Source organism: Pasteurella pantherarum, assembly GCF_049670885.1.
Lineage (GTDB): Bacteria > Pseudomonadota > Gammaproteobacteria > Enterobacterales > Pasteurellaceae > Pasteurella.
On the sequence record NZ_CP187173.1, the window covers coordinates 820,792 to 841,317 of the forward strand.

Sequence of the window (20,526 nt, forward strand, 5' to 3'; positions counted from 1 at the left end):
ATGTCTGAAAAAGATCAAAATGTAGAACAGCTCGCCACTGAGTTGAAAAAAGCCACTGATTCAGTCAATGCTCTTGGCGAAGAATTAAAAGGAAAAATGGCGAACGGTGAAAAGGGGCTCGACGATTTAAAAGGTCGTGTAGATGAAGCCTTAACTAATCTAAATGAAACAAAAACTCGTTTAGATGAAATTGAGCAGAAAATGACACGTCGTGGTGGCGGTGCAGTAGCTGAAAAATCACTTGCACAGCAATTGACTGAAACTGAGCAGTTTAAACAGTTTGCGGAAGACCCACGTGCTGGTGCACGAGCAAAATTATCTGTAAAAGCGACTATTACAAGTTTAACGACTGATGCGGCCGGTTCTGCTGGTGCGTTAGTTGTTGAACATCGTGTACCAGGTATTGTTGCAACGCCAAATCAACAATTAACAATTCGTGATCTGTTGATGCCTGGCACAACAGATAGTAATGCGATTACTTATGTTCGTGAGAAATTATTCACTAATGCTGCGGCGGCTCAAGCGTCAGAAGGTGCGAAAAAAGCACAGTCTGATCTTCAATTTGAAGAAGTAACAACTGGTGTTAAAACTTTAGCACACTTTGTGAAAGCTTCTCGTCAGATTCTTGATGATGCTTCAATGTTGCAAAGTTATATCAACGGTCGTTTAGCTTATGGCTTAAAACTTGTTGAAGATCGTCAGTTGTTAAATGGCGATGGTTCAAGTGGTGGTTTGACTGGCATTATGAATGTTGCCAAGGCGTTTTCAGATCCAGCGAAATTAAAAACTTACTCAATTATCGATCAGTTACGTTTAGCACAGTTGCAAGTTATCATGGCTGAATATCCAGCAAGTGGCTTTGTGTTAAATCCAGTTGATTGGGCGAAGATTGAGTTAGAAAAAGACACAATCGGACGCCATATCATCGGTAATCCACAAAGCTTGGCACAGCCTACTTTATGGGGTATCCCAGTTGTTCAAACTCAAGCAATGACTGCGGGTAGTTTCTTAACTGGTGCCTTTAATCTCGCAGCTCAAATCTTCGACCGTCAAAGTTTAGGTATTGCAGTAGCAACAGAGAACGAAGATGACTTTGTGAAAAACTTAGTCACAATCTTGTGCGAAGAGCGTCTAGCATTAGCGATTTATCGCCCAGATGCCTTTGTTAAAGGTACTTTAGCTGCTAAAACTGCGTAATTTAAGCCCCGCCTAGTGCGGGGTTTTATTTTTTTAAGGTTCGCATATGCTGAATTTAGAATTAATAAAGCTACATTGCCGGATTGATAGTGATGAAGAAGATGATCTGCTTGATAGTTATTTAGAATCGGCTAAGTCATATATTCAAAGTCAGTTAAATAGAAATCTGTACGATGATAGTGTTCCAGATTCTGATTTAAGCGGAATTTTGATTAATCCGTCGATACAGCAAGCGATTCTCTTGATTGTTGCTCACTGGTATGAGCACAGAGAGAGTGTTGTTGTCGGTGTGACGTCAAAAGAAATTGAAGACGGCGTTTGGCGATTGATTCAGCCCTTTAGAATTATGGGGGTCTGATGAATATCGGCAAACTACGTCACAGAATCACACTTCAAAAGCAAGTAAATACGCTCAATGAGTATGGTGCAGCCGTTACTAAATGGGGAAATGTAGCAACCATTTGGGCAGAAATCAAACCGCTTGCAGGGCGTGAATATTTTTCAGCTCAACAAGTTCAATCAGAAATCACAACTCAAATTTTCATCCGTTATTTACCAGGTGTTTTACCGACAATGCGGGTGAAATTTGGTTCACGATTTTTTGAAATTATCTCTGTTATTAATGCTAACGAGAGAAATATTTACTTACAGTTGATGTGTAAAGAGAAAATCGATGGCTAGTGTAACGGTAAAAGTAGAGGGATTGAATCAGCTTCAAAAAGCGATGCAGAATCTCGGAAGAAAAACGAGTAATCGCATAGCAGTGAAAGCAATGAGAAAAGGCGGTGTAATTGTACGAGATAAAGCACGACAAAATGCACCAGTCTTAAAAGAAAACGTCCCACACAGACGGGTGGGAACGTTACGAAAAGCGATTTCAACTCGAACGAAGGTGGGGCGTGGCGGTAAAACGAACACTTATATTTGGGTCAAAGGTCTTTCTACAAAGCAAGTCTTAAAATTCAAAGATAAAACTGGAAAAGCGGGAGCTTACAATCCGAAAGATCCTTTTTATTGGCGATTTTTGGAGTTTGGCACATCAAAAATGCCTGCTCAACCGTTTCTAAGACCTGCTTTTCAGCAGTCAAAGAATCAAGCCGCTAAAACTATCATCGAAACACTACACAAGGAGATCATCAAAGAAGGCAACAAATGATTCAAACGAAAATTTATCAAGCCCTTTCACCGCTAGTGGAGGGGCTTTGTTTTTATAAATTCATTCCAGAAACAAACAAAAAATTTCCAGCAATCGTTTATCAGTTCCCAAATATCAGCCCAAATTCAGCACTTGAAGACGGCGATCTTGATGATTTTCTTGTTCAAATCGACGTTTATAGTCTAAATCCAGACGATATTTTTAAACTGCGGCCTCAAGTCATCACGGCACTACAAGAACAGTTTGATTATTGCGAACGAATAAACGATTACACCGACTACGAACCCGACGAAAAATTACATCGTCGGGTTTTTTCTTTTCAGATTGCTTATGGAGATTAAAAAATCATGGCAACAAAAACAACCCCATTTCAAGGCACCAAGTTCTATTTAGGCGTAGGTATTGAAACAAGCAAACAAATTACCGAGATTACAACCCAAAAAGCCCCGACTTTAACTATTGCTTCTAGCGGATTTAATAAAGGTGATTGCCTTAAATTATCTGGTCTTGGTGCATTAGATGGTTACTATCCAGTAAAATCAATCGCTGGAAATACTGTCACACTTGCAGATGAAGTGGATTGGTCAGGCATGGATAAGCCGAGTTCTTATACAGAAGCGAAAGCGGAGCGAGTGAAATGGTCTGCTAACTTCTGTGCAATTAAAAATATTGAAAATGATGGAGCAACGCTCACAGAAGAAGATGTCACTACAATGTGTAGTGAAGGGACAGAAACAGAACCTGGTGATATTGAATTTGGTTCTGTCAAATTAAGTTTCTACTACGCACCAGCTACTGCAATGCAAGCCGATCTACGTAAGAAATTCTACGGCAAAGAAACCTTCCCGTACTTGATTGTATTCAAAGAGAATCAAGGCTCACTTTACGGCACTGGATTCATTCAAACCGGTGCTAATATCAGTGGTGAAGTAAAAGGCAAGTTTGAATCAGGAATTACGATCAAACAGTCTAAACGTGACTACTTATTACCAGTCGCTTAATCTATATCAGCCCTCAATAGAGGGCTTTTTATTACTTACAAAAGGGAAAAGTAAATGAAAGGAACACGCGAAACACTTTTAAAAAATAAACCGCGTTTAACGAAACTGGAAATCAACGGTGCAGAATACTATGTACGTGAATTTAATGTAGGTGAAGTCAACGAACAGCTTTACGGGCAACAACAACGTTTAGTTAAAATTGCACAATCACAAGGGATTGAATTAAATTTTGATGATACAGAAGAGCTAACTAAGCAATTAGCGAAAATTTACGATCCCCACACATTAACCCGCACGTTAGCAATTCGTTTATGCGATGAAGATGGGAATAATCTGTTTAATGCAGAAAATGAAGAAGATTTAACCGCACTTTCGCAGTTAGACAAAGAAGTGTTTGAAAAATTAACAACGGCCATCAGTAAGCAGGAAGACAACGCAAAAAACTAACGAACCGACGCAAGTTTCAAATTAACTTGTCGCTTGCGTTGGGCAAAACCTTATCAGAAATCGAACAAATGCCAGAACGGCACTTGGAAGAATACCAACAATTCTACAATGAACAGCCGTTTGGATTGTGGCGTGAAGACTATCGCACAGCTCAAATATCGTATTTACTCGCAATGATTAATCGTGATCCAAAATCAAAACCAATGGAATTAACCGACTTTATGCCGTTTTATAAAGAGCAGAAAACAGAAGAATTGGAAGATGACGGAAGTGCAGAGTTTTTGGCGAATCGATAAAAGAATCATCATCCCGAAAGAAAATAAAGTTAATATTTTTTGGGGAGTATTAAAAATTGACTGTTTATTATTTTTGCAATAAGATTTCCCATAATAGCCAAATTGTAATGTATTTTACTTTTTGGCTTTTTTTATGTCTAAAATTCCTTAAACATCTTTAAATTGGTAGATGCCAAGCCGAAAGGTAGGAACGTTGTGGGCAACAAACAACCCTGATCAGAAATGGTCGGGGTTTTTTATTACTCAAAATTTAACAGGAGCATCTTTATGCAAGCATTAAAAACTGATTTTTTAGGTCAAGAAATTACGTTAATTGATAACAACGGCGTGGCTTATGTGGCTATGCGTGAGGTTGTGTTAGGGATTGGGTTGGAATGGGCTAGACAAGCTCAGAAACTCAATAAACAAAAGGAAAAATTCAGTTGTGTACATATGCCTACAACTGGAAAAGATGGTAAACAATACGAAATGTTGTGCATGCCCATCAAGAAACTCAACGGCTGGCTGTTCTCAATCAACCCAAACAAAGTACGTTCAGATTTAAAAGAACGATTGGAAAACTACCAAGAAGAATGTTTCCTTGCTTTATGGGATTATTGGACAACAGGTATTGCTTGTCGAGATGAAGTGAAGAATAAAACAGAGGCTTGGCGAGCTAAAATGGCAGATTACAAAATGCGATCTAGCCAAAAAGGAAAGGCGTTAAACGAATGCAAAAAAGAAAAGGCTGAACTTGAGCGAGAGTTTGCAGTGATTCAGCAAATGGATTTATTCCTAGAAATCTAAGGCATGGTCATAACAACCATGCCTTTTTGTTATTACCAATATTTGAAGCATACTCCAAAAAACAAACCCCAAACATTCGCAGTGTTCGGGGTTTTTCATTCCAGTTAAGCACGATTTAAAAGGAATAAATTTTGAGAAATTATAGCAAAACTAAATTAAAAATCCACTTAAAAGAGGGGTTAGAAATGGAAGCGAATACAAGTCCAGTAATGAGAGTTGCCATTGCTTTTGCGATCGCTGTTATCGCATTAGGTATAGCTCTCGCATTTTCAACACCATTTATCAATGCAATTCGCTGGTGGTAAGAATAATGAGTACAGAAAGTGCAAATACAGTCGGGAAAATGCTAGCAACAGCGGCAATTATTGCAGCACTTGGTTTTGCTATTGGTGCAGCGAGCTTTGGGATTAGTTTTTTATTTAATTTTTAGATACAAATCACAGAAAAACATTCTCCAGTTTTGTATAATTTACATACTTTTACAAACTAGGGAGTATTAATGAAAAAAACTATTAACTATCGCATTTTGTTCTTTATTTATTAGTGCTTGTGCTACTTCACCTGTTGTTATTCAAAAGGCGAAACAAGTTCCACCAGATAGAATATTAGCTTATGGAGATTACAATCCAAATTATGCTAAAGTTACAATTATTCGTGATGCTGGGTTTCAAGGTGGTGGCTGCTATTTAGGCGTAACATTACGGCAAACTCTGATTGGTCGGTTTGATCCTGAAGAAAAAGCAGACTTTTATATTCCAGAAGGTGCGTATAAATTTGCAGTTGTTGGCGACCCTTATGGTCGTGGATTATGTAGCGGACAATTTAATCCCGCAGTGGAAGAACAAAAAATTGAGAAAGACAAAGAAAATATCTTCCGAATTAGCTTAGGTCCGTGGCGAAGACCGAGATTGTTACCCCAATAACCAGTAAAGCCCCTTAACCTAGAGGGGCTTTTTATATTTAGAGATTTAAATGTTAAACATCGTATAGATGGCTTAGAAATATAAAGAATGGATAAGCTATAACTAATCAAATATAATTTACTAAAATATTACGAAAATTCATTGCTGGGAGAGCTATAGAATGGCACGAAAAACAGTTTCTATTAAAGCAGACCATCTGCAACGGGTTGCAAGTATTGCACCTCATCTAGCTATAGCTGAGTTAGTATGGAATAGTTTAGATGCTGATGCTAGCGTTATTTATGTAGTGTTGCATGAAGGTAATTTGGGAAAAATAGATAAAATAACTATCAAAGATAACGGAACAGGGATTAGTTTGGATAGAGGCAATGATTCTTTCTCTACTCTTGGTGGTTCATGGAAGAATAGAGAAAGAACAACGTCTGGTGGTCGTTATTTGCATGGACAGAAAGGAGAAGGTAGATTTAAAGCGTTTTCCTTAGGTAGGAGCGTTCTTTGGGATAGTACTTATCTAGATGATCAACAAAAGACTAAGCATATTCATATCTCAGCTCTTCGTGATTCATTAAATGAAGTGGATATAAACGAAGATGCAGAAAGTAAGCTTGATAGCCATGGTACTTTAGTAACAATTAATGAAATTGATGATAAAGTTCAAGCATTAAAAACAGAGAGTCTTATTAGTAAATTAACTTACATATTTGCAGGTTATCTTTGCCAATATTCAGGTATCCAGATTTTTGTAAATGGAACTCTTCTAGACCCTAGAGAATTAATTACCACTGAAACTGAAATTATTTTAGGTGAAGATTCTGATATTCATGGGAAAATGAAAATTATTCTTTGGGATAAGAAAGATGTTTCGGATTTTTATCTATGCAAAGAGAATTATTCCTTTATTTGTGATTATGACACTAAAAATAGAATTAGAAAGCAAGGATATAACTATACTGTCTATTTATGTGGAGAGATTATTAACAGCTTAAATGAAAGTGATAATTTGAGCATTGTTGATATGGATGAAAATGCGAGAAAACTTATTACGGAAGCAATAACAAAATTAAATGAGTATCTCAAAGAACAGAAAGAAAAAGAAAATTCACAAAGAATAACTAATTGGATCGATTTGAATATTTATCCATATACAGCATCACAATACACGCCTATTGAAGAGATTGAAAAGAATCTTTTTGATATGGTCGCTGTTAAGGTTGAGGATAACCTACCTAGATTTAGAGCTAGCTCTATTGAATCAAAGAAATTAACATTCCAATTGCTATCTAATGCAATAAAAGAGAATCCAGCATCAATGCAAAGAATTCTGGAAGAGGTATTGAAATTGAATGATAACGAGAAGGAAATGTTTTCTAAATTATTAGAGAATACATCCCTAACATCTATAATCCGTTCTTCAAAGATAGTTGCAGATAGACTTAATTTTTTGAAAGGATTAGAAAATCTTCTTTTTGATAAAGAGAATAAAAAAGCTCTTTTGGAAAGAGATCAGCTACATAAAATCTTAGAAAATGAAACTTGGGTTTTTATGGAAGATTTTAATTTTTCTGGTAGTGAAAATACGTTAAATGATGTTTTAAAGATTCATGCAAAACATTTAGATTATTATGATAAAGATAGTTTTGATGCAGATAAACCAGTATTCCTTTCTGATGGTAAAAAAGGAAGAGTTGATTTATTTTTTCATAAAGCAAGAAAGCCTAGCCAAGGTTATAAAGAATATTTAGTTGTAGAATTAAAGCGTCCAAGTCAGAAAATTAATTCTGAAGTAATTACTCAAATTAAAAACTATGCTTACGCAGTGTCATCTGATGAACGATTCGATCATAGTAAAACAAAGTGGACATTTATAGCAGTTTCAAATGAGCTTGACCAATTCGCAAAACGAGAATCCAATCAACGAGGAAAGCGTAAAGGTGTGGTATCAGACGATGTAGAGTACAATGTAGAAGTTATTGTGATGACTTGGGCTGAAATTATTAATAATGCAAGGGCAAGATTAGATTTTTACAAAGAACAATTATCTTATAACGTTGATCATAATAGTGTTGATGATTACTTAAGAGAGAAACACAACGAATATTTACCGAAAACATATTCTTGATAATTAAAAGCCCTATTGACTTCCAATAGGGTTTTTATTTATTATCTAACCATAGGCGTCAGAACCTACACAAACAGCGGCAATCCGCACCCGTCAGACAAGCGGTTTTTTTATGTCTAAATTTTGCAGTTCCTTTTTCCGTCCTTAGAAAAGGATCTGGAAAGAGTCAACGTCGAGAGGGCGGATAATACAATACCCGAAAGGGGAATATTCCCGACCGTCTGTTTGCGGTTTCTGAACCTCTCGGCACCCTATTTATTAGGGAAATTAAATTTCAGAAAATCAAACAGGAGCAGACTATGTCTCAATCAACCCAACTTTCAGCCTTCAACTTTGAAAATGCAGCAATCCGTACTTTAGTAATCAATGGTGAACCTTGGTTTTTATCTGTGGATATTTGCTCGGCTTTAAATATTGCAAATTCTCGTGATGCCATTAGCAAACTAGATGAAGATGAGTATCAAATTTTGAATTTAAAAGATACTGTCGGTTTAACCGACGGTATAGGAAATCAAGTTCAATCTGTTGGAATTGTCAATGAAAGCGGAATGTACACATTGATCTTACGCTGCCGTGATGCAGTGAAAAAAGGATCTGTTCCACACCGTTTCAGAAAATGGGTAACAGCAGAAGTCCTACCCCAAATCAGAAAAACAGGAAAATATGAAGTTCAACCACAACAACTTGCTTTACCTGAACCCAAAATACGTGGAATTTTACTCGATGAAGAAGCATTTTATGTTGTCGCAAAAGCAATAGCTAAATTAAATGAATCTACATTTGAGTGGGAAAAAATGATGGATTTGTTTTCAGAGCTTGAAAGCCACAGAAACTATAAAACTGCATTTAATCTCGGTGTTGCCAGTTACAATCTTGCACAAAGTTCAGAGAAAATCATCATGAAAAATCTAGTGCAAATGAAGAATAAAGTATGGAAAAAAGAGATTGAGGATTTCATCTTTTCCAATCCACATCTACAAAATCATACAGAAAATAAACTAGTTCATTACTTACGTTAAAACTACTGAAAAACCGACCGCACTTTTTATAGTGCGGTTGAAAAAGGAGTAACAATGAAAAGAGATTGGGAATTGATTCGTAAGATTTTGGTTCAATTAGAGGAACAAAATACCCCTAAAAGTTGGTTATATGGATCGGATATAGAGGGATATGACCGAGAAATAGTGGTATATCATTATAAACTATTAGGAGAGGCAGGATTAATTGAATCTAAAGATGTTTCTAAAATTGGTAAAGTTGATTTTGTTGCACAGTGTTTAACATGGCAAGGTCATGAATTTTTAGACAAAATCCGTAGTGATACAGCATGGAATAAAATTAAAGCAGTCTTAATGAAAAAAGGCGTCGATCTGTCTTTTGAAGCTATTAAAGTCGCAGGTACGTCTATTATTGCTTCTTTACTTAAATAGGCGTGTTGAAAAAATAGACTATTTTTGTTATGTTTGAAGGTAAATAAGGAGGTGAAATATGGGAATGTGGCGTTTTTTATTTAAGGAGGTCTGCATTGTAGCAGGATTTTTCCTTATCCCATTATTCTTCGTGCTGTTTTTTGTTCTAAATAACCTGTATTGGTATCATATTATTGGGGGCTTATGTTTTTTAGTGTTCGCTACGGTAATCACCTTTTATGTTATCAATAAAAAGATCGAGAGAGAGCTTGAAGAAATGAAACGAGAAGAAGATAAACAAAATCAAGTTAAATACGTCATTATTAAATAGATCTATCCTCTTTAAATTTTTATTTGATTTTGTAGTAAAAAACTGGAAATAAATTAAACAAAAAAATATTAGTGAAAAGCTCAGCAAATGCTGGGCTTTTTTTATGGGAGAAAATCATGTCGGGTTCTTTAGGATATTTAAATATTCAGCTTGCATTGGATCAAGTAAAATTTCAAAGTAATTTAGAAAAAGCCCAGAAAAAAGCAAAACAATTCTCAGAAAGGACCACACAATATTTAAACAATATAGAGAAAGCAGCTCAATCAATTAACAATGTGACTAAGTGGCAATTTCGAGGAGATATTGCAAATTTACTTAGTTCGGCGGCTCAGCAAGCCATTAGATATGCTGAAGCAAATACAAATCTTTCTAACCGGTTACGTTTAGTAACTGAAAACAGTACGCAACTTTCTGCCGCAACACAGGCTGTTTTTGATATTTCACTTCGCACAAATCAAGCTGTCGGTGCGACTAGTGAAGTCTATCAACGCTTTGCGAAAAATGCGGATGTTTTAAAAATCAGTCAAGCAGAAGTGGCTGAATTAACAAAAACAGTATCGAAAGTGATCGTGGTGATGATGGAGCAACGTTCACCCCACATATTCAAGGCACTATGCTCACTTTCACGAACGACAAAGGATTAGACAATCCTGAGCCTGTGGACTTGAAAGGAAGCAACGGCGATCAAGGCGATACGGGTAAAAGTGCTTATGAAATCGCAGTTCAGCATGGTTATCAAGGGTCTGAACAGGAATGGATCGGACAGCTAGCCACTAATGAAACTATTAGAAGTGCGTTAAACCCTATAAACCAATCTATAGAAGATTTGAAAGGTAAAATTGGAGGTAGCGGAGGGCTTAATTTATTAGATGATTCTGAAAAGGAAGTAACCGCTTTAAATGAATATATTGTTTTTAGACGTTCGCCTGAATTAAAGAAATTGATATTAAATAAAACGGTTACTCTATCGTTTGATATTAAAGTTGCTGTGGCGGGAGATGTTACTGTGTACAGTAGCAACCAAAGTGGTGTTAAATTTTATCAGCAAGTCAATTTATCACAAGCTAATAAATGGGAAAGAAAGTCTATTACAGTTACACCTCGCCCACATGACTCAACCCCTGATAACCCTAACGCTACAATTGAATTTTTCGGTACATACAACACAGGAAGAATTATTACTATTAGGAATGTTAAGTTGGAATACGGCGAAACAGGCTCACTGTACAGCCCGTCTGTGGGTGATTTTACCAAACCGTTATCTGACCTACTTTCGGATATTGATATTCGTCTTAAAGCCCTAGAGAAAAGATTTAACACCCCTAACCCTGTAATAGGTAAAAACTATTTATTGAATAGTAAATATTTTAGTGCGTTCAGAAGTAATAACAGCGAACTGTATCCTCTTGAAAGCGGTAAAGATGGTAAGGGGCAATGGATCAGTGGTACATCTAAAGGTAAGTATGAAATCAGTACATTCAGTGAATTATTGAATAACGGTACTTACTTTGCTGAAGATCTAACACAACAAGAACTCACTATTTCAGCATATTTCAATCCTACACATCAATGTAGTATTAGACTAGATAACTCAAGCGTACTTGTGCTACAACCTAACCAGTGGACGAGAGTGTCTGTTACGCAACGTGGCACACGTATGGCGGGTATTTATGTATCGCAAGTGGGTGCAACTGTGGGTAGCGGTGATCAGTTTAAGTTATACCACGAAAGATGGAAAGTTGAAAAAGGGCGTAAAGCCACAGATTGGATTGAGTAATAAAAAGGGCTATTCAGCCCTTTTATGAACAAAGGACTTATTCACTAAATACAGCATTTCCACAAGCTTTTTCTTCAACAAGATCTGCCCAAGTCTGCATATATTCTTTTCTCTGTGTGAGATATTTTGCTTTGTTATATGTTCCACGTACAGTTGAGTATTCAAAGTGTGCCAAACATACTTCAATAATATCACTATTGAATTCTCTTTCGTTCATTTCCGTGCTAAAAATAGAACGCAATCCATGTGCAGTGAGTTTGTTTTGATACCCGATACGCTTAATTGCTTTATTTGGCGTATCTCTACTCATATGTTCGTGAACATTTTGTACACTTGGAAAAACATATTGTCTATGTCCACTAATTTTCTTCATTGTTTTAAGTATAGCAAGGGACTGCTTTGATAATGGACAAATAAAGTCTTGTACTTTCCCGATTCTTCCTTTCATTTTATGTTTTGGCACTTCCCATACCGAGTTTTCCCAATCTATTTCACTCCATTCCATCTGAACTATTGAACCGACCCTCATTGCGGTGAGTAGAGTAAGTTCAATGGCACACCGTGTTTCTAATGTTATTTTTGAGTTTCTTAGTGTTTCGAAGAATTCTGGTAGCTCATTAAAAAGAATGGATGGATTATTATCATGAATTGGTTTAATAAATACTTTCCCAATATCAGCCGTTGGATTGCTTAGTATAATTGAGCTATTGACTGCGTGAACCATAATATTGTTTAGATAACCAATGATTCTATGCAGAGTGTCTAATTTGCCTTCCTTTTCTAAGTTACGTAATTTAGAAATCATCAGCGGTGCAGATATGTCGTAGATAGAGTAGTGGCCAACTACATCTAATAAATGACGTTGTAACCTATCTTTTATATCATCATAAGTATCTTGTTTTAGTTTTCTTGCTTTAACTTCATTCTCTCTGAGTTTAAGCCAACTCTTTGCTATTGCAGTCAGTGTAAATTCTTTTTCTTGTAATTTTTTCTGAGACTCATCAAAAATATGATCTTGTGGATCTATATCTTGAGCAAGTAAAGAACGGTATTCATCACGTTTTTGTCTAGCAGAAGCTAAAGATAATTCTGGATAACCACCTAAACTTATAATGGTTCTCTTTTTAGAAAAAGGCTTGTAATATTGGAAACGCCAGATTTTTTTTGAACTACTTTTTCTTATGAAAAGAAGTAATCCATGTCCATCGGATAGATAGTAGTCTTTTTCTTTTGCTTTAGCATTATTTATCTCTGTGACAGTGAGTGGTTTAACTGTTTTTGCCATATCTTTCCCCTATTTTAGTATTACGTTTTCCAAAAATTTTGGTATTACATTTCAAAAATCCCATTTTTAGGGCAGTGTAATACCAAATTTTTAAAAACGTAATACCAAATATAATACCAAAATTGTTGGATAGGATTGGAATGTTTTGGATTATTTTGGAAAAATTTGTGTGTGATTTATAGATTTATTGGGGATTTTGGACTGTTTTGGATAGGTTTGGAAAGTGGAATGGTGCGACTAGCTGGACTCGAACCAGTGACCCCCACCATGTCAAGGTGGTGCTCTAACCAACTGAGCTATAGTCGCATTCCGTAATGCGGGGCAAATAATATAAGGTTTTTTTTGATAAAACAAGCCTTTTTTTCATTTCATGTTTTGACTGTTAAAAAAATAAACACTTTCCCTTAACTAAAATAGGTATTTTCAAATATGTGATCTCGATCTAATTTCATTTTAGGCGTATAATGCATTCAGTTTTTTCTTGAAAGTGGGTTGCTGTTAAATAACTCATGAACAATATTTTAATCAATCATTTTACGGAGTAGGTAATGTCTAGAAGACTAAGAAGAACAAAAATTGTATGTACGATGGGGCCATCTACAGATCGTGGTAATAATTTAGAAAAAATTATTGCAGCGGGTGCTAATGTTGTACGTATGAATTTTTCTCATGGTACACCTGAAGATCATATGGGTCGTGCTGAGCGTGTTCGCGAAATCGCAAAAAAATTAGGTAAAACCGTCGCTATTTTAGGTGATTTACAAGGTCCTAAAATCCGCGTGTCTACATTTAAAGATGGAAAAATCTTCTTAAATATTGGTGATAAATTTGTTCTTGATGCAGAATTACCAAAAGGTGAAGGTTCACAAGAAAGTGTGGGCTTAGACTATAAAACATTACCTCAAGATGTTGTGCCTGGTGATATTTTATTATTAGATGATGGTCGAGTTCAGTTGAAAGTTTTATCGACAGAAGGGGCAAAAGTCTTTACAGAAGTGACTGTAGGTGGCCCATTATCCAATAATAAAGGCATCAATAAGTTAGGTGGTGGTCTATCAGCCGACGCATTAACTGAAAAAGATAAAAATGATATTTTATTAGCCGCTAAAATCGGTGTGGATTATCTCGCTGTATCTTTCCCTCGTTCAAGTGCTGATTTAAATTACGCTCGTGAATTAGCTGAAGCGGCTGGCTTAAAAACTAAAATTGTAGCAAAAGTTGAACGTGCAGAAACTGTTGCAACAACAGAAGCCATGGATGATATCATTTTAGCATCAGATGTTATCATGGTTGCACGTGGTGACTTAGGTGTGGAAATTGGTGATCCTGAATTAGTGGGTGTACAGAAGAAATTAATTCGTCGTGCACGTAAATTAAATCGTGTTGTGATTACTGCAACACAAATGATGGAATCGATGATCAGCAATCCAATGCCAACTCGTGCGGAAGTGATGGACGTGGCAAACGCCGTGTTAGATGGTACCGATGCCGTGATGCTTTCAGCAGAAACCGCAGCAGGTCAATATCCTTCAGAAACCGTGGCTACGATGGCAAAAGTATGTTTAGGTGCTGAAAAAATGCCAAGTGTCAACGTTTCTCGTCACCGTATGGACGTTCAATTTGAATCTATTGAAGAGTCCGTGGCAATGTCTGCAATGTATGCAGCAAACCACATGAAAGGTGTGGCTGCAATTATTGCAATGACACACACAGGTCGTACAGCATTATTAATGTCTCGTATTAGTTCTGGCTTGCCAATTTTTGCGTTATCACGTAATCAAGAGGCATTGAATTTATGTGCATTATATCGTGGTGTTACACCAATTTACTTTGATGAAATCAGCCGTAATTCAAAAAGTGCTGCATTAGCCATTCAATTACTGAAAGAAAAAGGTTTCTTAGTTTCTGGTGATTTAGTGTTATTAACACAAGGTGATGAATTATTAGGCACTGGTTCAAATACTTGCCGTACGCTTGTGGTTGAGTAATTCATTATTGAAATAAAATAAAAAACGGTGGAAGAGAAATATTTTCCACCGTTTTTATTTGAGCGTGAATCGGTAACCAATTGAGTGAGTTTAAAACTTTTTTGAAAAGTACCGCACTTTTAAGTGCGTTTTATAAGCTTACTGTGATTTTCTGTCCACTTTTTGCACTTTGATACACTAACTTAATGAGCTTTAAAACATGGTAAGCTTGCTGAGCCGTCACCAAAAGGGGAGCATGTTGAGTAAGAACTTGGTAAATGTTGTCGTAATAGGCTTGATAATGCCCACGTTCAGGCTCAATAGTTTGGCGAATGACATTGCCATCAGCTTCGGTATGTAAAATACCCCAATCTTCTTCCTTGACTTTATTCCAATCATGTTGGGGGGCAATACCTTGAATCAACAATGCCTCTTGGTTATCAAATTGCTTTTGAATGTAAGAGCCTTTTTTCCCATGCAACATAATATAAGGTGCAGGTTCTCGAGCACATTTGGTGGCAGATAGAATCACTTTTTTTGTGTTGTAGTAAAACGTGATACGAAAATGATCATCACCGCCGCTATGAGGATTTTGTTTTAACACATCGGCATAAAGTGCGGTGGGAAGCCCGAATAAATCAACAACATGATCGATTAAATGCACGCCCAAGTCATAAACCAACCCCGTCCCAAATTCACCTGTTTCTTTCCACGCTTTCGGGTTTTTATGAGGGGCATAGCGTTCAAAACGCATTTCATATTCAACAATTCCCCCTAACTGATCCGTTTCAATCAATTTTTTGACTGTTAATGCCCCATTATCCCAACGTCGATTTTGATAAACTGACAACGTCACATGATTGTTTTTCGCCAATTCGTCAAGCTCTTGTACCTGTTCGGGATAAATCGCCATCGGCTTTTCGACAATCACATGTTTCCCCGCTAAAATGGCTTGTTTAGCCAAAGTATAATGGGTTTGGTTCGGGGTGGTGATGATCACTAAATCAATTTCATCGGTGAGCAGTTGTTCGAATTGATGAACAACCTCAACATAAGCATAATGCTGTTTTGCCTTTTCACTCTGACGTTCAAAGACTTTTTTAATCTGAAAACGTGGGTCAAGATGTAAAAAAGGAAAATGAAAGGTTTTAGCCGACATGCCAAAGCCTGCGATACCCACAGAAATCACGTTTTGCATTATTTGATTCTCTCTAAATTAGCAAATAAAACCTGATCAGGTTGAGCTTGAATTTTGTACAATCTGAACATGAGCAATGCTGCCGCAATTGTCAAACTCACCACGAAGCCAATCCAGAAGCCTTCCGCCCCTAAAGCTGGCACAATAAAATCCGTGCGAGCTAAGGTATACCCCATCGGCATGCCCACAACCCAATAACAAAATAAGGTGATATATAAAATTGCTTTTGTGTCTTTATAGCCACGTAAAGCCCCACCCGCCACCACTTGAATGGTATCAGAAAATTGATACAAGGCTGCTAATAAGAGTAGCGATCCAGCCATAGCAATCACGTCTTTGTCTTTAACAAAGAGTTCAGCGATTTCTGTACGCATGAGAACGGTTGTTAATGCTGTCAACACGGCGATAGATAATCCGACCATAATGGCAATATAGGACACTTTTTTCGCTTTATCCGCATAACCTTCGCCTAAACGTTGTCCCACAAGAATGGTGGTGGCCATGCCTAAAGACATCGGTAACATAAAAATAAAAGAACTCGTATTTAAGGCAATTTGATGGCTTGCAACAATTTGTGTGCCTAATGGTGATAATAATAAGGCGGTTAAGGCGAACAGTGCCACTTCACAAAATAGTGCCACCGCAATTGGAAAACCAAGGTTGAGTAATTTTTTTAAGGTAGAGAAATTGGGTTTTTCCAGAAGTTGGCTAAAGACTTTTAAATCTCGTTGATTACGGGCTTTGGCACAGTAAATCACCATCAAAATACACATAAACCAATTGACAATCGCCGTGGCAATACCACAACCAACTGCCCCAAAGGCGGGGACCCCCAGTTTGCCGTAAATAAAAATAAAGTTTAGTGGGATATTCAATGCTAATCCTAAAAAGGTAATCACCATAGCCGGTTTTGTTTTGGCAATTCCATCATTTAGGCAGCGAAAATTGATCATGAATAAATAGGCAGGGATTCCCCAAATCATGGCGTGTAAATACCCCATCGTAATGTCTTTAAGATGATCTTCCACATCCATCAAATCAAAGACTAAATGACTGTAATAAATTAATAAACCCAATGGAATGCTAATAAAAATCACGATCCAAAGCCCTTGTCGGACTTGATGTGCAATTTGTTCCCGTTTCCCTGAGCCATTCAGGTAAGAAATGGTTGGGGGAAGGGCTAGAAGTAAACCATGTCCAAATAACACCAGAGGAAACCAAATTGAGGCACCGACAGAAATGGCGGCCATATCTGCAGAGCTAACACGCCCTGCCATAATGGTATCCACTAGCCCCATAGAATTTTGTGCAATTTGTGCAAATAAAATAGGAAGGGCTATCAAAATCAGCTTTTTGGCTTCAATCTGATAGGTATTAAAATGCTTTAATTTCATAAATTGTCCGAGTTTGCTATATAATAGCGAGGTTTTTTGTTTAAAAGAGAGATGACTATGTTTACAGGTATTGTTCAAGGCACTGCACAAATTGTGTCAATCATAGAGAAAAGCAATTTTAGAACACAGATCGTAAAAATGCCACAAGAAATGCTAAAAGGTTTGGATATTGGTGCTTCGGTGGCAAATAATGGTGTTTGTTTAACCGTTACCGAGATAAATGGTGATTTAGTGAGCTTTGATTTAATGGCTGAAACCTTACGCATCACCAATTTAGGGGAATTGAAAGCGGGGGATTTTGTCAATATTGAACGAGCCATGCAAATGGGAAGTGAAATTGGCGGGCATATTTTATCTGGTCATGTATATTGCATGGCGGAAGTGAAACAGATTTTACGCAGTGAAAATAACTGTCAAATTTGGTTCGAATTACCCGATATGGCGGTGATGAAATATGTGCTCGTTAAAGGTTTCATCGCCATTGACGGCATTAGCTTAACGATTGGTGACGTAAAAGGGCAGCAATTCTGTGTCAATTTAATTCCTGAAACCTTAACTCGCACCTTAATTGGTCAACGTGCCCAAGGGGATAAAGTGAATATTGAAATTGACCCACAAACTCAAGCGATTGTAGATACGGTAGAACGTTATTTATCCCATAAAAACCCACATCAGGCTTAAAAAAGTGCGGTACATTTCTAAAAAGTTTTGATTCTCGATCAAGAATACTTTCCTTAGGCTTGGCACTGAATATTGCACGCCGATTTCAGTGTCGGCCTTTTGTCCTATCACTTTTCTCTTCTCTTTTCAGAGCCAGCAACGGTTGGATAAGTATCACCTCCAAATTTTGTTTTCTCAAAACATCCTGTTTCCTCGGGATTTCCCAACAAGCTTGACCTCATTTCCCCCCATTTTTCATTGTTAAATAAGAACATTTTTACATCAAATTTTATAGGTAAGTGCCTGAGTTATTTACAAATGATTCTCAATTCTATATTATATTTGATAATTATTATCAGCTCCAAGTGTAAAAGCAATCGTTTGCTCACGCAATAATGGCATGAATCATGGTGTTCAACGAGGCATTAAACCTGACTTGAAGAGATGTAAAAATACCTTGATTTGTGTGCTTCAATCAGCAAAAGAGCATAGGGCAATATCATAGGCAAAGGGAAACGACCACTTTCAATGCCGATGTTATTCAGGATGATAATGTGCATATGATGCATAATTTGCCAAGAAAGGCGTGCGATTTATTGCGTTGAGAATCAGCAGATTCCTTTCTTTCTCCGTTTATCATAAACAGGCTCTTGGCATCACTTTATTTCTAAAAAGGTTATTATGTCACCCGTGAATGCGGGGGGCATATTATTTTGCGTGCGGTTCTTGACTTTTGTTGAAAAAGTCAAGCCTGTACGGGTCTGACTGAAATCAAATTATTAAAAGGATTATGCTATGACGTTTTTAGTGAAAAGTAGTCTTGCTCTTTTGATTTCTTCTACACTTGTCGCTTGTGCTGGAACAAAAGGCGACTTTGATGTGGAAGATGTGCAAACACCCCAAAAACAAATTAACACTCACACTTCTCGGGATATTAAAACCGATCCTCGTGAGAAAGCTCAAGCGGAAGGAATTATGAAACCTGCGTATGGCTACGGTATGGCTATTCCTCGCCGTAATTCTCACCCTAAGCTAGGCTCACCTACAGCGGAGATTAAGCTGGAAAAGATTCAAACGCTTTCACTACAACCAAATGGAGCAATTCCCTATTTAGAAGAAATGATGAAAGAAGGTACCGTGGCTTATACACACAATCCAAATGGTACGAAGTTACAAAAACGAGACTTGAAATTTGTTAAATCAGGCTATGTATTAGTAGAAAATAAAACCGAGATTACTCGTAATGAAAAAGATGAAATTACAGGTTTTGGTGTGGGGGCGAAGGGTTATGTTTATTATCTAGGATCTAATCCTTCTTCTTCAATCCCTACTGCTACAGCACCATTAAAATATGAAGGTACATGGGACTTTGTGAGTGATGCAAGATCAAGTCGAGCACATCCAGAAGGTTTTAATAAGCAAGGTGCACCTGGTAGAAATACTGGTGCCACTTCGTTTCATGATAATGTTTATGATGGACGCTTAGATAACGAGGAAGCGTATAAAGATAAACATTATAAAATTGGGCATACAAGTCATTTTCAAGTTGATTTCGCCAATAAAACTTTAAAAGGTCAGCTTTATAAAAATAGCAATCCAAATTTCGCAACTAAAGATCAAAAAGTGATTCAGCGTTATGCCATAGAAGCCAATATTGCGGGTAACCGTTTTAGTGGTAAAGCAATGGCACAAAACGAAGATAATAACAAAAAACATGAGTTATTTTCCTCTGATTCTAGCTTCTTAGAAGGGGGATTTTTTGGTCCTAATGCTGAAGAGCTTGCAGGTAAATTTTTAACGGATGACAAATCGTTGTTTGCTGTTTTTGCAGCGAAGCGAGAAAGCAAAGAAAATGAAGCAACAGAAAAATTACTGGATGCAATAAAAATAGATCCTACATTTATGGCACGTGATCTAGATAACTTTGGCGATGCCCGTAAATTATTGCTTAACGGTCAAGAAATTTCATTATTGGATGATACAAGCAATTTTACAGTGACGAAAGAAGTGACTCAGGGAAATAAAACGTACCAAGTCAATGTATGTTGCCACAATTTAGACTACACAAAATTTGGCTTGTTATCAGAAAAAACACAAGATCAATTTACCCATGTTGAATTGTTTTTGCAGGGTGAGCGTACTGCAACCTCAAAAATACCAACCACAGCTGGTGAAGTGAAATATCGTGGGACATGGGAAGGAAAAATTAATCACCCAATTGTTTGGGCAACATCTGCAAGTGATAAAACAGGGGCAAGTAAGGCAGAATTTGATGTGGATTTTGCTAAAAAAGAGATCAAAGGAAATCTAACGGCGGAAAATGGAGTTAATCCTGCTTTTATTATTTCTGGGAAAATAGAGGGAAATGGATTTACAGGAAAAGCATCAACGCATCAGGAAGGCTTAAATCTTGATCCGGGTAGCACTTTGAATAGTAATACTATTCATCTAACAGATATTCCCGTAAAAGGCGGTTTCTTCGGTAAAGCTGCGGAAGAATTAGGGGGGGCTTTCCAAGATGAAGGGAAGAAAGTCGGGGTTGTCTTTGGGGCAAAACGTCAAGAAAATCAATAAAGGAAT

21 protein-coding genes and 1 tRNA gene are annotated in these 20,526 nt (G+C 37.1%); 18 read left to right on the forward strand and 4 right to left on the reverse strand.

Features of this window, described 5'->3' with window-relative positions; translation table 11 throughout:
* From ACPEEM_RS03915 to ACPEEM_RS03985, 15 genes are all read left to right on the forward strand, one after another.
* Positions 1-1,197 carry a phage major capsid protein gene (locus tag ACPEEM_RS03915; protein WP_424403272.1) on the forward strand — a complete coding sequence of 399 codons (1,197 nt, stop codon included), beginning with the start codon at positions 1-3 and terminating at the stop codon, positions 1,195-1,197.
* A gap of 46 nt (positions 1,198-1,243) precedes the next feature.
* Entirely contained in the window at positions 1,244-1,555 is a 312-nt protein-coding gene (locus ACPEEM_RS03920; RefSeq protein ID WP_424403274.1) for a head-tail connector protein, read from the forward strand.
* Complete coding sequence (locus tag ACPEEM_RS03925) at positions 1,555-1,878, forward strand: phage head closure protein (RefSeq protein ID WP_424403276.1); 324 nt, start codon at positions 1,555-1,557, stop codon at positions 1,876-1,878. The genes ACPEEM_RS03920 and ACPEEM_RS03925 overlap by 1 nt, the downstream gene beginning before the upstream one ends.
* The gene (locus tag ACPEEM_RS03930) at positions 1,871-2,353 is read left to right on the forward strand and encodes an HK97-gp10 family putative phage morphogenesis protein (protein WP_424403278.1); all 483 of its coding nucleotides are present in this window, start codon (positions 1,871-1,873) and stop codon (positions 2,351-2,353) included. The genes ACPEEM_RS03925 and ACPEEM_RS03930 overlap by 8 nt, the downstream gene beginning before the upstream one ends.
* Positions 2,350-2,694, forward strand: coding sequence for a DUF3168 domain-containing protein (locus tag ACPEEM_RS03935; protein ID WP_424403280.1), 345 nt, complete (start codon positions 2,350-2,352; stop codon positions 2,692-2,694). The genes ACPEEM_RS03930 and ACPEEM_RS03935 overlap by 4 nt, the downstream gene beginning before the upstream one ends.
* A gap of 6 nt (positions 2,695-2,700) precedes the next feature.
* Entirely contained in the window at positions 2,701-3,354 is a 654-nt protein-coding gene (locus ACPEEM_RS03940) for a hypothetical protein (RefSeq protein ID WP_424407836.1), read from the forward strand.
* Positions 3,355-3,408: 54 nt separating this feature from the next.
* Entirely contained in the window at positions 3,409-3,801 is a 393-nt protein-coding gene (locus tag ACPEEM_RS03945; RefSeq protein WP_424403284.1) for a hypothetical protein, read from the forward strand.
* A gap of 68 nt (positions 3,802-3,869) precedes the next feature.
* Positions 3,870-4,097 carry a phage tail assembly protein T gene (locus ACPEEM_RS03950; protein WP_424403286.1) on the forward strand — a complete coding sequence of 76 codons (228 nt, stop codon included), beginning with the start codon at positions 3,870-3,872 and terminating at the stop codon, positions 4,095-4,097.
* 267 nt (positions 4,098-4,364) lie between these two features.
* A complete protein-coding gene (locus tag ACPEEM_RS03955; RefSeq protein WP_424403288.1) occupies positions 4,365-4,883 on the forward strand; it encodes a phage antirepressor N-terminal domain-containing protein in 519 nt (172 codons plus the stop codon).
* 131 nt (positions 4,884-5,014) lie between these two features.
* On the forward strand, positions 5,015-5,188 hold the full coding sequence (locus ACPEEM_RS03960) for a hypothetical protein (RefSeq protein WP_165544714.1): 174 nt from the start codon (positions 5,015-5,017) through the stop codon (positions 5,186-5,188).
* A gap of 778 nt (positions 5,189-5,966) precedes the next feature.
* Entirely contained in the window at positions 5,967-7,925 is a 1,959-nt protein-coding gene (locus ACPEEM_RS03965) for an ATP-binding protein (RefSeq protein ID WP_424407838.1), read from the forward strand.
* A gap of 299 nt (positions 7,926-8,224) precedes the next feature.
* Positions 8,225-8,944 (forward strand): BRO-N domain-containing protein, encoded by a 720-nt coding sequence (locus tag ACPEEM_RS03970; protein ID WP_424407840.1) that lies wholly within the window; start codon positions 8,225-8,227, stop codon positions 8,942-8,944.
* A gap of 54 nt (positions 8,945-8,998) precedes the next feature.
* Positions 8,999-9,355: a DUF2513 domain-containing protein gene (locus ACPEEM_RS03975; protein WP_046338375.1), complete on the forward strand. Its 357-nt coding sequence runs from the start codon at positions 8,999-9,001 to the stop codon at positions 9,353-9,355.
* A gap of 426 nt (positions 9,356-9,781) precedes the next feature.
* On the forward strand, positions 9,782-10,309 hold the full coding sequence (locus ACPEEM_RS03980; RefSeq protein WP_424407843.1) for a tape measure protein: 528 nt from the start codon (positions 9,782-9,784) through the stop codon (positions 10,307-10,309).
* Positions 10,279-11,442: a hypothetical protein gene (locus ACPEEM_RS03985; RefSeq protein WP_424407845.1), complete on the forward strand. Its 1,164-nt coding sequence runs from the start codon at positions 10,279-10,281 to the stop codon at positions 11,440-11,442. The genes ACPEEM_RS03980 and ACPEEM_RS03985 overlap by 31 nt, the downstream gene beginning before the upstream one ends.
* Positions 11,443-11,479: 37 nt before the next feature.
* Here ACPEEM_RS03985 and ACPEEM_RS03990 read toward each other — a convergent pair whose 3' ends face one another.
* Together ACPEEM_RS03990 and ACPEEM_RS03995 are read right to left on the reverse strand one after the other, a co-directional pair.
* Entirely contained in the window at positions 11,480-12,727 is a 1,248-nt protein-coding gene (locus ACPEEM_RS03990; protein ID WP_424407847.1) for a tyrosine-type recombinase/integrase, read from the reverse strand.
* Positions 12,728-12,956: 229 nt separating this feature from the next.
* A tRNA-Val gene (locus tag ACPEEM_RS03995) sits at positions 12,957-13,033 on the reverse strand.
* A 242-nt stretch (positions 13,034-13,275) separates the two neighbouring features.
* On the opposite strand from ACPEEM_RS03995, the gene pyk reads away from it, so the two are divergent.
* Positions 13,276-14,715: a pyruvate kinase gene (pyk, locus tag ACPEEM_RS04000; RefSeq protein ID WP_424403314.1), complete on the forward strand. Its 1,440-nt coding sequence runs from the start codon at positions 13,276-13,278 to the stop codon at positions 14,713-14,715.
* 130 nt (positions 14,716-14,845) lie between these two features.
* Here pyk and ACPEEM_RS04005 read toward each other — a convergent pair whose 3' ends face one another.
* Positions 14,846-15,892 (reverse strand): Gfo/Idh/MocA family oxidoreductase, encoded by a 1,047-nt coding sequence (locus tag ACPEEM_RS04005; RefSeq protein WP_424407849.1) that lies wholly within the window; start codon positions 15,890-15,892, stop codon positions 14,846-14,848.
* Complete coding sequence (locus tag ACPEEM_RS04010) at positions 15,892-17,286, reverse strand: MATE family efflux transporter (protein WP_424407851.1); 1,395 nt, start codon at positions 17,284-17,286, stop codon at positions 15,892-15,894. Before ACPEEM_RS04010 ends, ACPEEM_RS04005 begins: the two co-directional genes overlap by 1 nt.
* A gap of 57 nt (positions 17,287-17,343) precedes the next feature.
* Here ACPEEM_RS04010 and ACPEEM_RS04015 point away from each other — a divergent pair, with 57 nt between their 5' ends.
* Both ACPEEM_RS04015 and ACPEEM_RS04020 read left to right on the forward strand, forming a co-directional pair.
* The gene (locus ACPEEM_RS04015; RefSeq protein ID WP_424403320.1) at positions 17,344-17,967 is read left to right on the forward strand and encodes a riboflavin synthase subunit alpha; all 624 of its coding nucleotides are present in this window, start codon (positions 17,344-17,346) and stop codon (positions 17,965-17,967) included.
* Positions 17,968-18,741: 774 nt separating this feature from the next.
* A complete protein-coding gene (locus ACPEEM_RS04020) occupies positions 18,742-20,520 on the forward strand; it encodes a transferrin-binding protein-like solute binding protein (protein WP_424407853.1) in 1,779 nt (592 codons plus the stop codon).
* Positions 20,521-20,526 lie beyond the last annotated feature (6 nt).

Excerpts from the sequence above, each read along its gene's own strand:
- ACPEEM_RS03920 (WP_424403274.1), top strand. The coding sequence starts at position 1,244 with ATGCTGAATTTAGAATTAATAAAGCTACATTGCCGGATTGATAGTGAT.
- ACPEEM_RS03935 (WP_424403280.1), top strand. The coding sequence starts at position 2,350 with ATGATTCAAACGAAAATTTATCAAGCCCTTTCACCGCTAGTGGAGGGG.
- ACPEEM_RS03915 (WP_424403272.1), top strand. The coding sequence starts at position 1 with ATGTCTGAAAAAGATCAAAATGTAGAACAGCTCGCCACTGAGTTGAAA.
- pyk (WP_424403314.1), top strand. The coding sequence starts at position 13,276 with ATGTCTAGAAGACTAAGAAGAACAAAAATTGTATGTACGATGGGGCCA.
- ACPEEM_RS03965 (WP_424407838.1), top strand. The coding sequence starts at position 5,967 with ATGGCACGAAAAACAGTTTCTATTAAAGCAGACCATCTGCAACGGGTT.
- ACPEEM_RS03955 (WP_424403288.1), top strand. The coding sequence starts at position 4,365 with ATGCAAGCATTAAAAACTGATTTTTTAGGTCAAGAAATTACGTTAATT.
- ACPEEM_RS04010 (WP_424407851.1), bottom strand. The coding sequence starts at position 17,286 with ATGAAATTAAAGCATTTTAATACCTATCAGATTGAAGCCAAAAAGCTG.
- ACPEEM_RS04020 (WP_424407853.1), top strand. The coding sequence starts at position 18,742 with ATGACGTTTTTAGTGAAAAGTAGTCTTGCTCTTTTGATTTCTTCTACA.
- ACPEEM_RS04005 (WP_424407849.1), bottom strand. The coding sequence starts at position 15,892 with ATGCAAAACGTGATTTCTGTGGGTATCGCAGGCTTTGGCATGTCGGCT.
- ACPEEM_RS03940 (WP_424407836.1), top strand. The coding sequence starts at position 2,701 with ATGGCAACAAAAACAACCCCATTTCAAGGCACCAAGTTCTATTTAGGC.
- ACPEEM_RS03990 (WP_424407847.1), bottom strand. The coding sequence starts at position 12,727 with ATGGCAAAAACAGTTAAACCACTCACTGTCACAGAGATAAATAATGCT.
- ACPEEM_RS03985 (WP_424407845.1), top strand. The coding sequence starts at position 10,279 with ATGCTCACTTTCACGAACGACAAAGGATTAGACAATCCTGAGCCTGTG.
- ACPEEM_RS03925 (WP_424403276.1), top strand. The coding sequence starts at position 1,555 with ATGAATATCGGCAAACTACGTCACAGAATCACACTTCAAAAGCAAGTA.
- ACPEEM_RS03945 (WP_424403284.1), top strand. The coding sequence starts at position 3,409 with ATGAAAGGAACACGCGAAACACTTTTAAAAAATAAACCGCGTTTAACG.
- ACPEEM_RS03980 (WP_424407843.1), top strand. The coding sequence starts at position 9,782 with ATGTCGGGTTCTTTAGGATATTTAAATATTCAGCTTGCATTGGATCAA.
- ACPEEM_RS03975 (WP_046338375.1), top strand. The coding sequence starts at position 8,999 with ATGAAAAGAGATTGGGAATTGATTCGTAAGATTTTGGTTCAATTAGAG.
- ACPEEM_RS04015 (WP_424403320.1), top strand. The coding sequence starts at position 17,344 with ATGTTTACAGGTATTGTTCAAGGCACTGCACAAATTGTGTCAATCATA.
- ACPEEM_RS03930 (WP_424403278.1), top strand. The coding sequence starts at position 1,871 with ATGGCTAGTGTAACGGTAAAAGTAGAGGGATTGAATCAGCTTCAAAAA.
- ACPEEM_RS03970 (WP_424407840.1), top strand. The coding sequence starts at position 8,225 with ATGTCTCAATCAACCCAACTTTCAGCCTTCAACTTTGAAAATGCAGCA.
- ACPEEM_RS03950 (WP_424403286.1), top strand. The coding sequence starts at position 3,870 with ATGCCAGAACGGCACTTGGAAGAATACCAACAATTCTACAATGAACAG.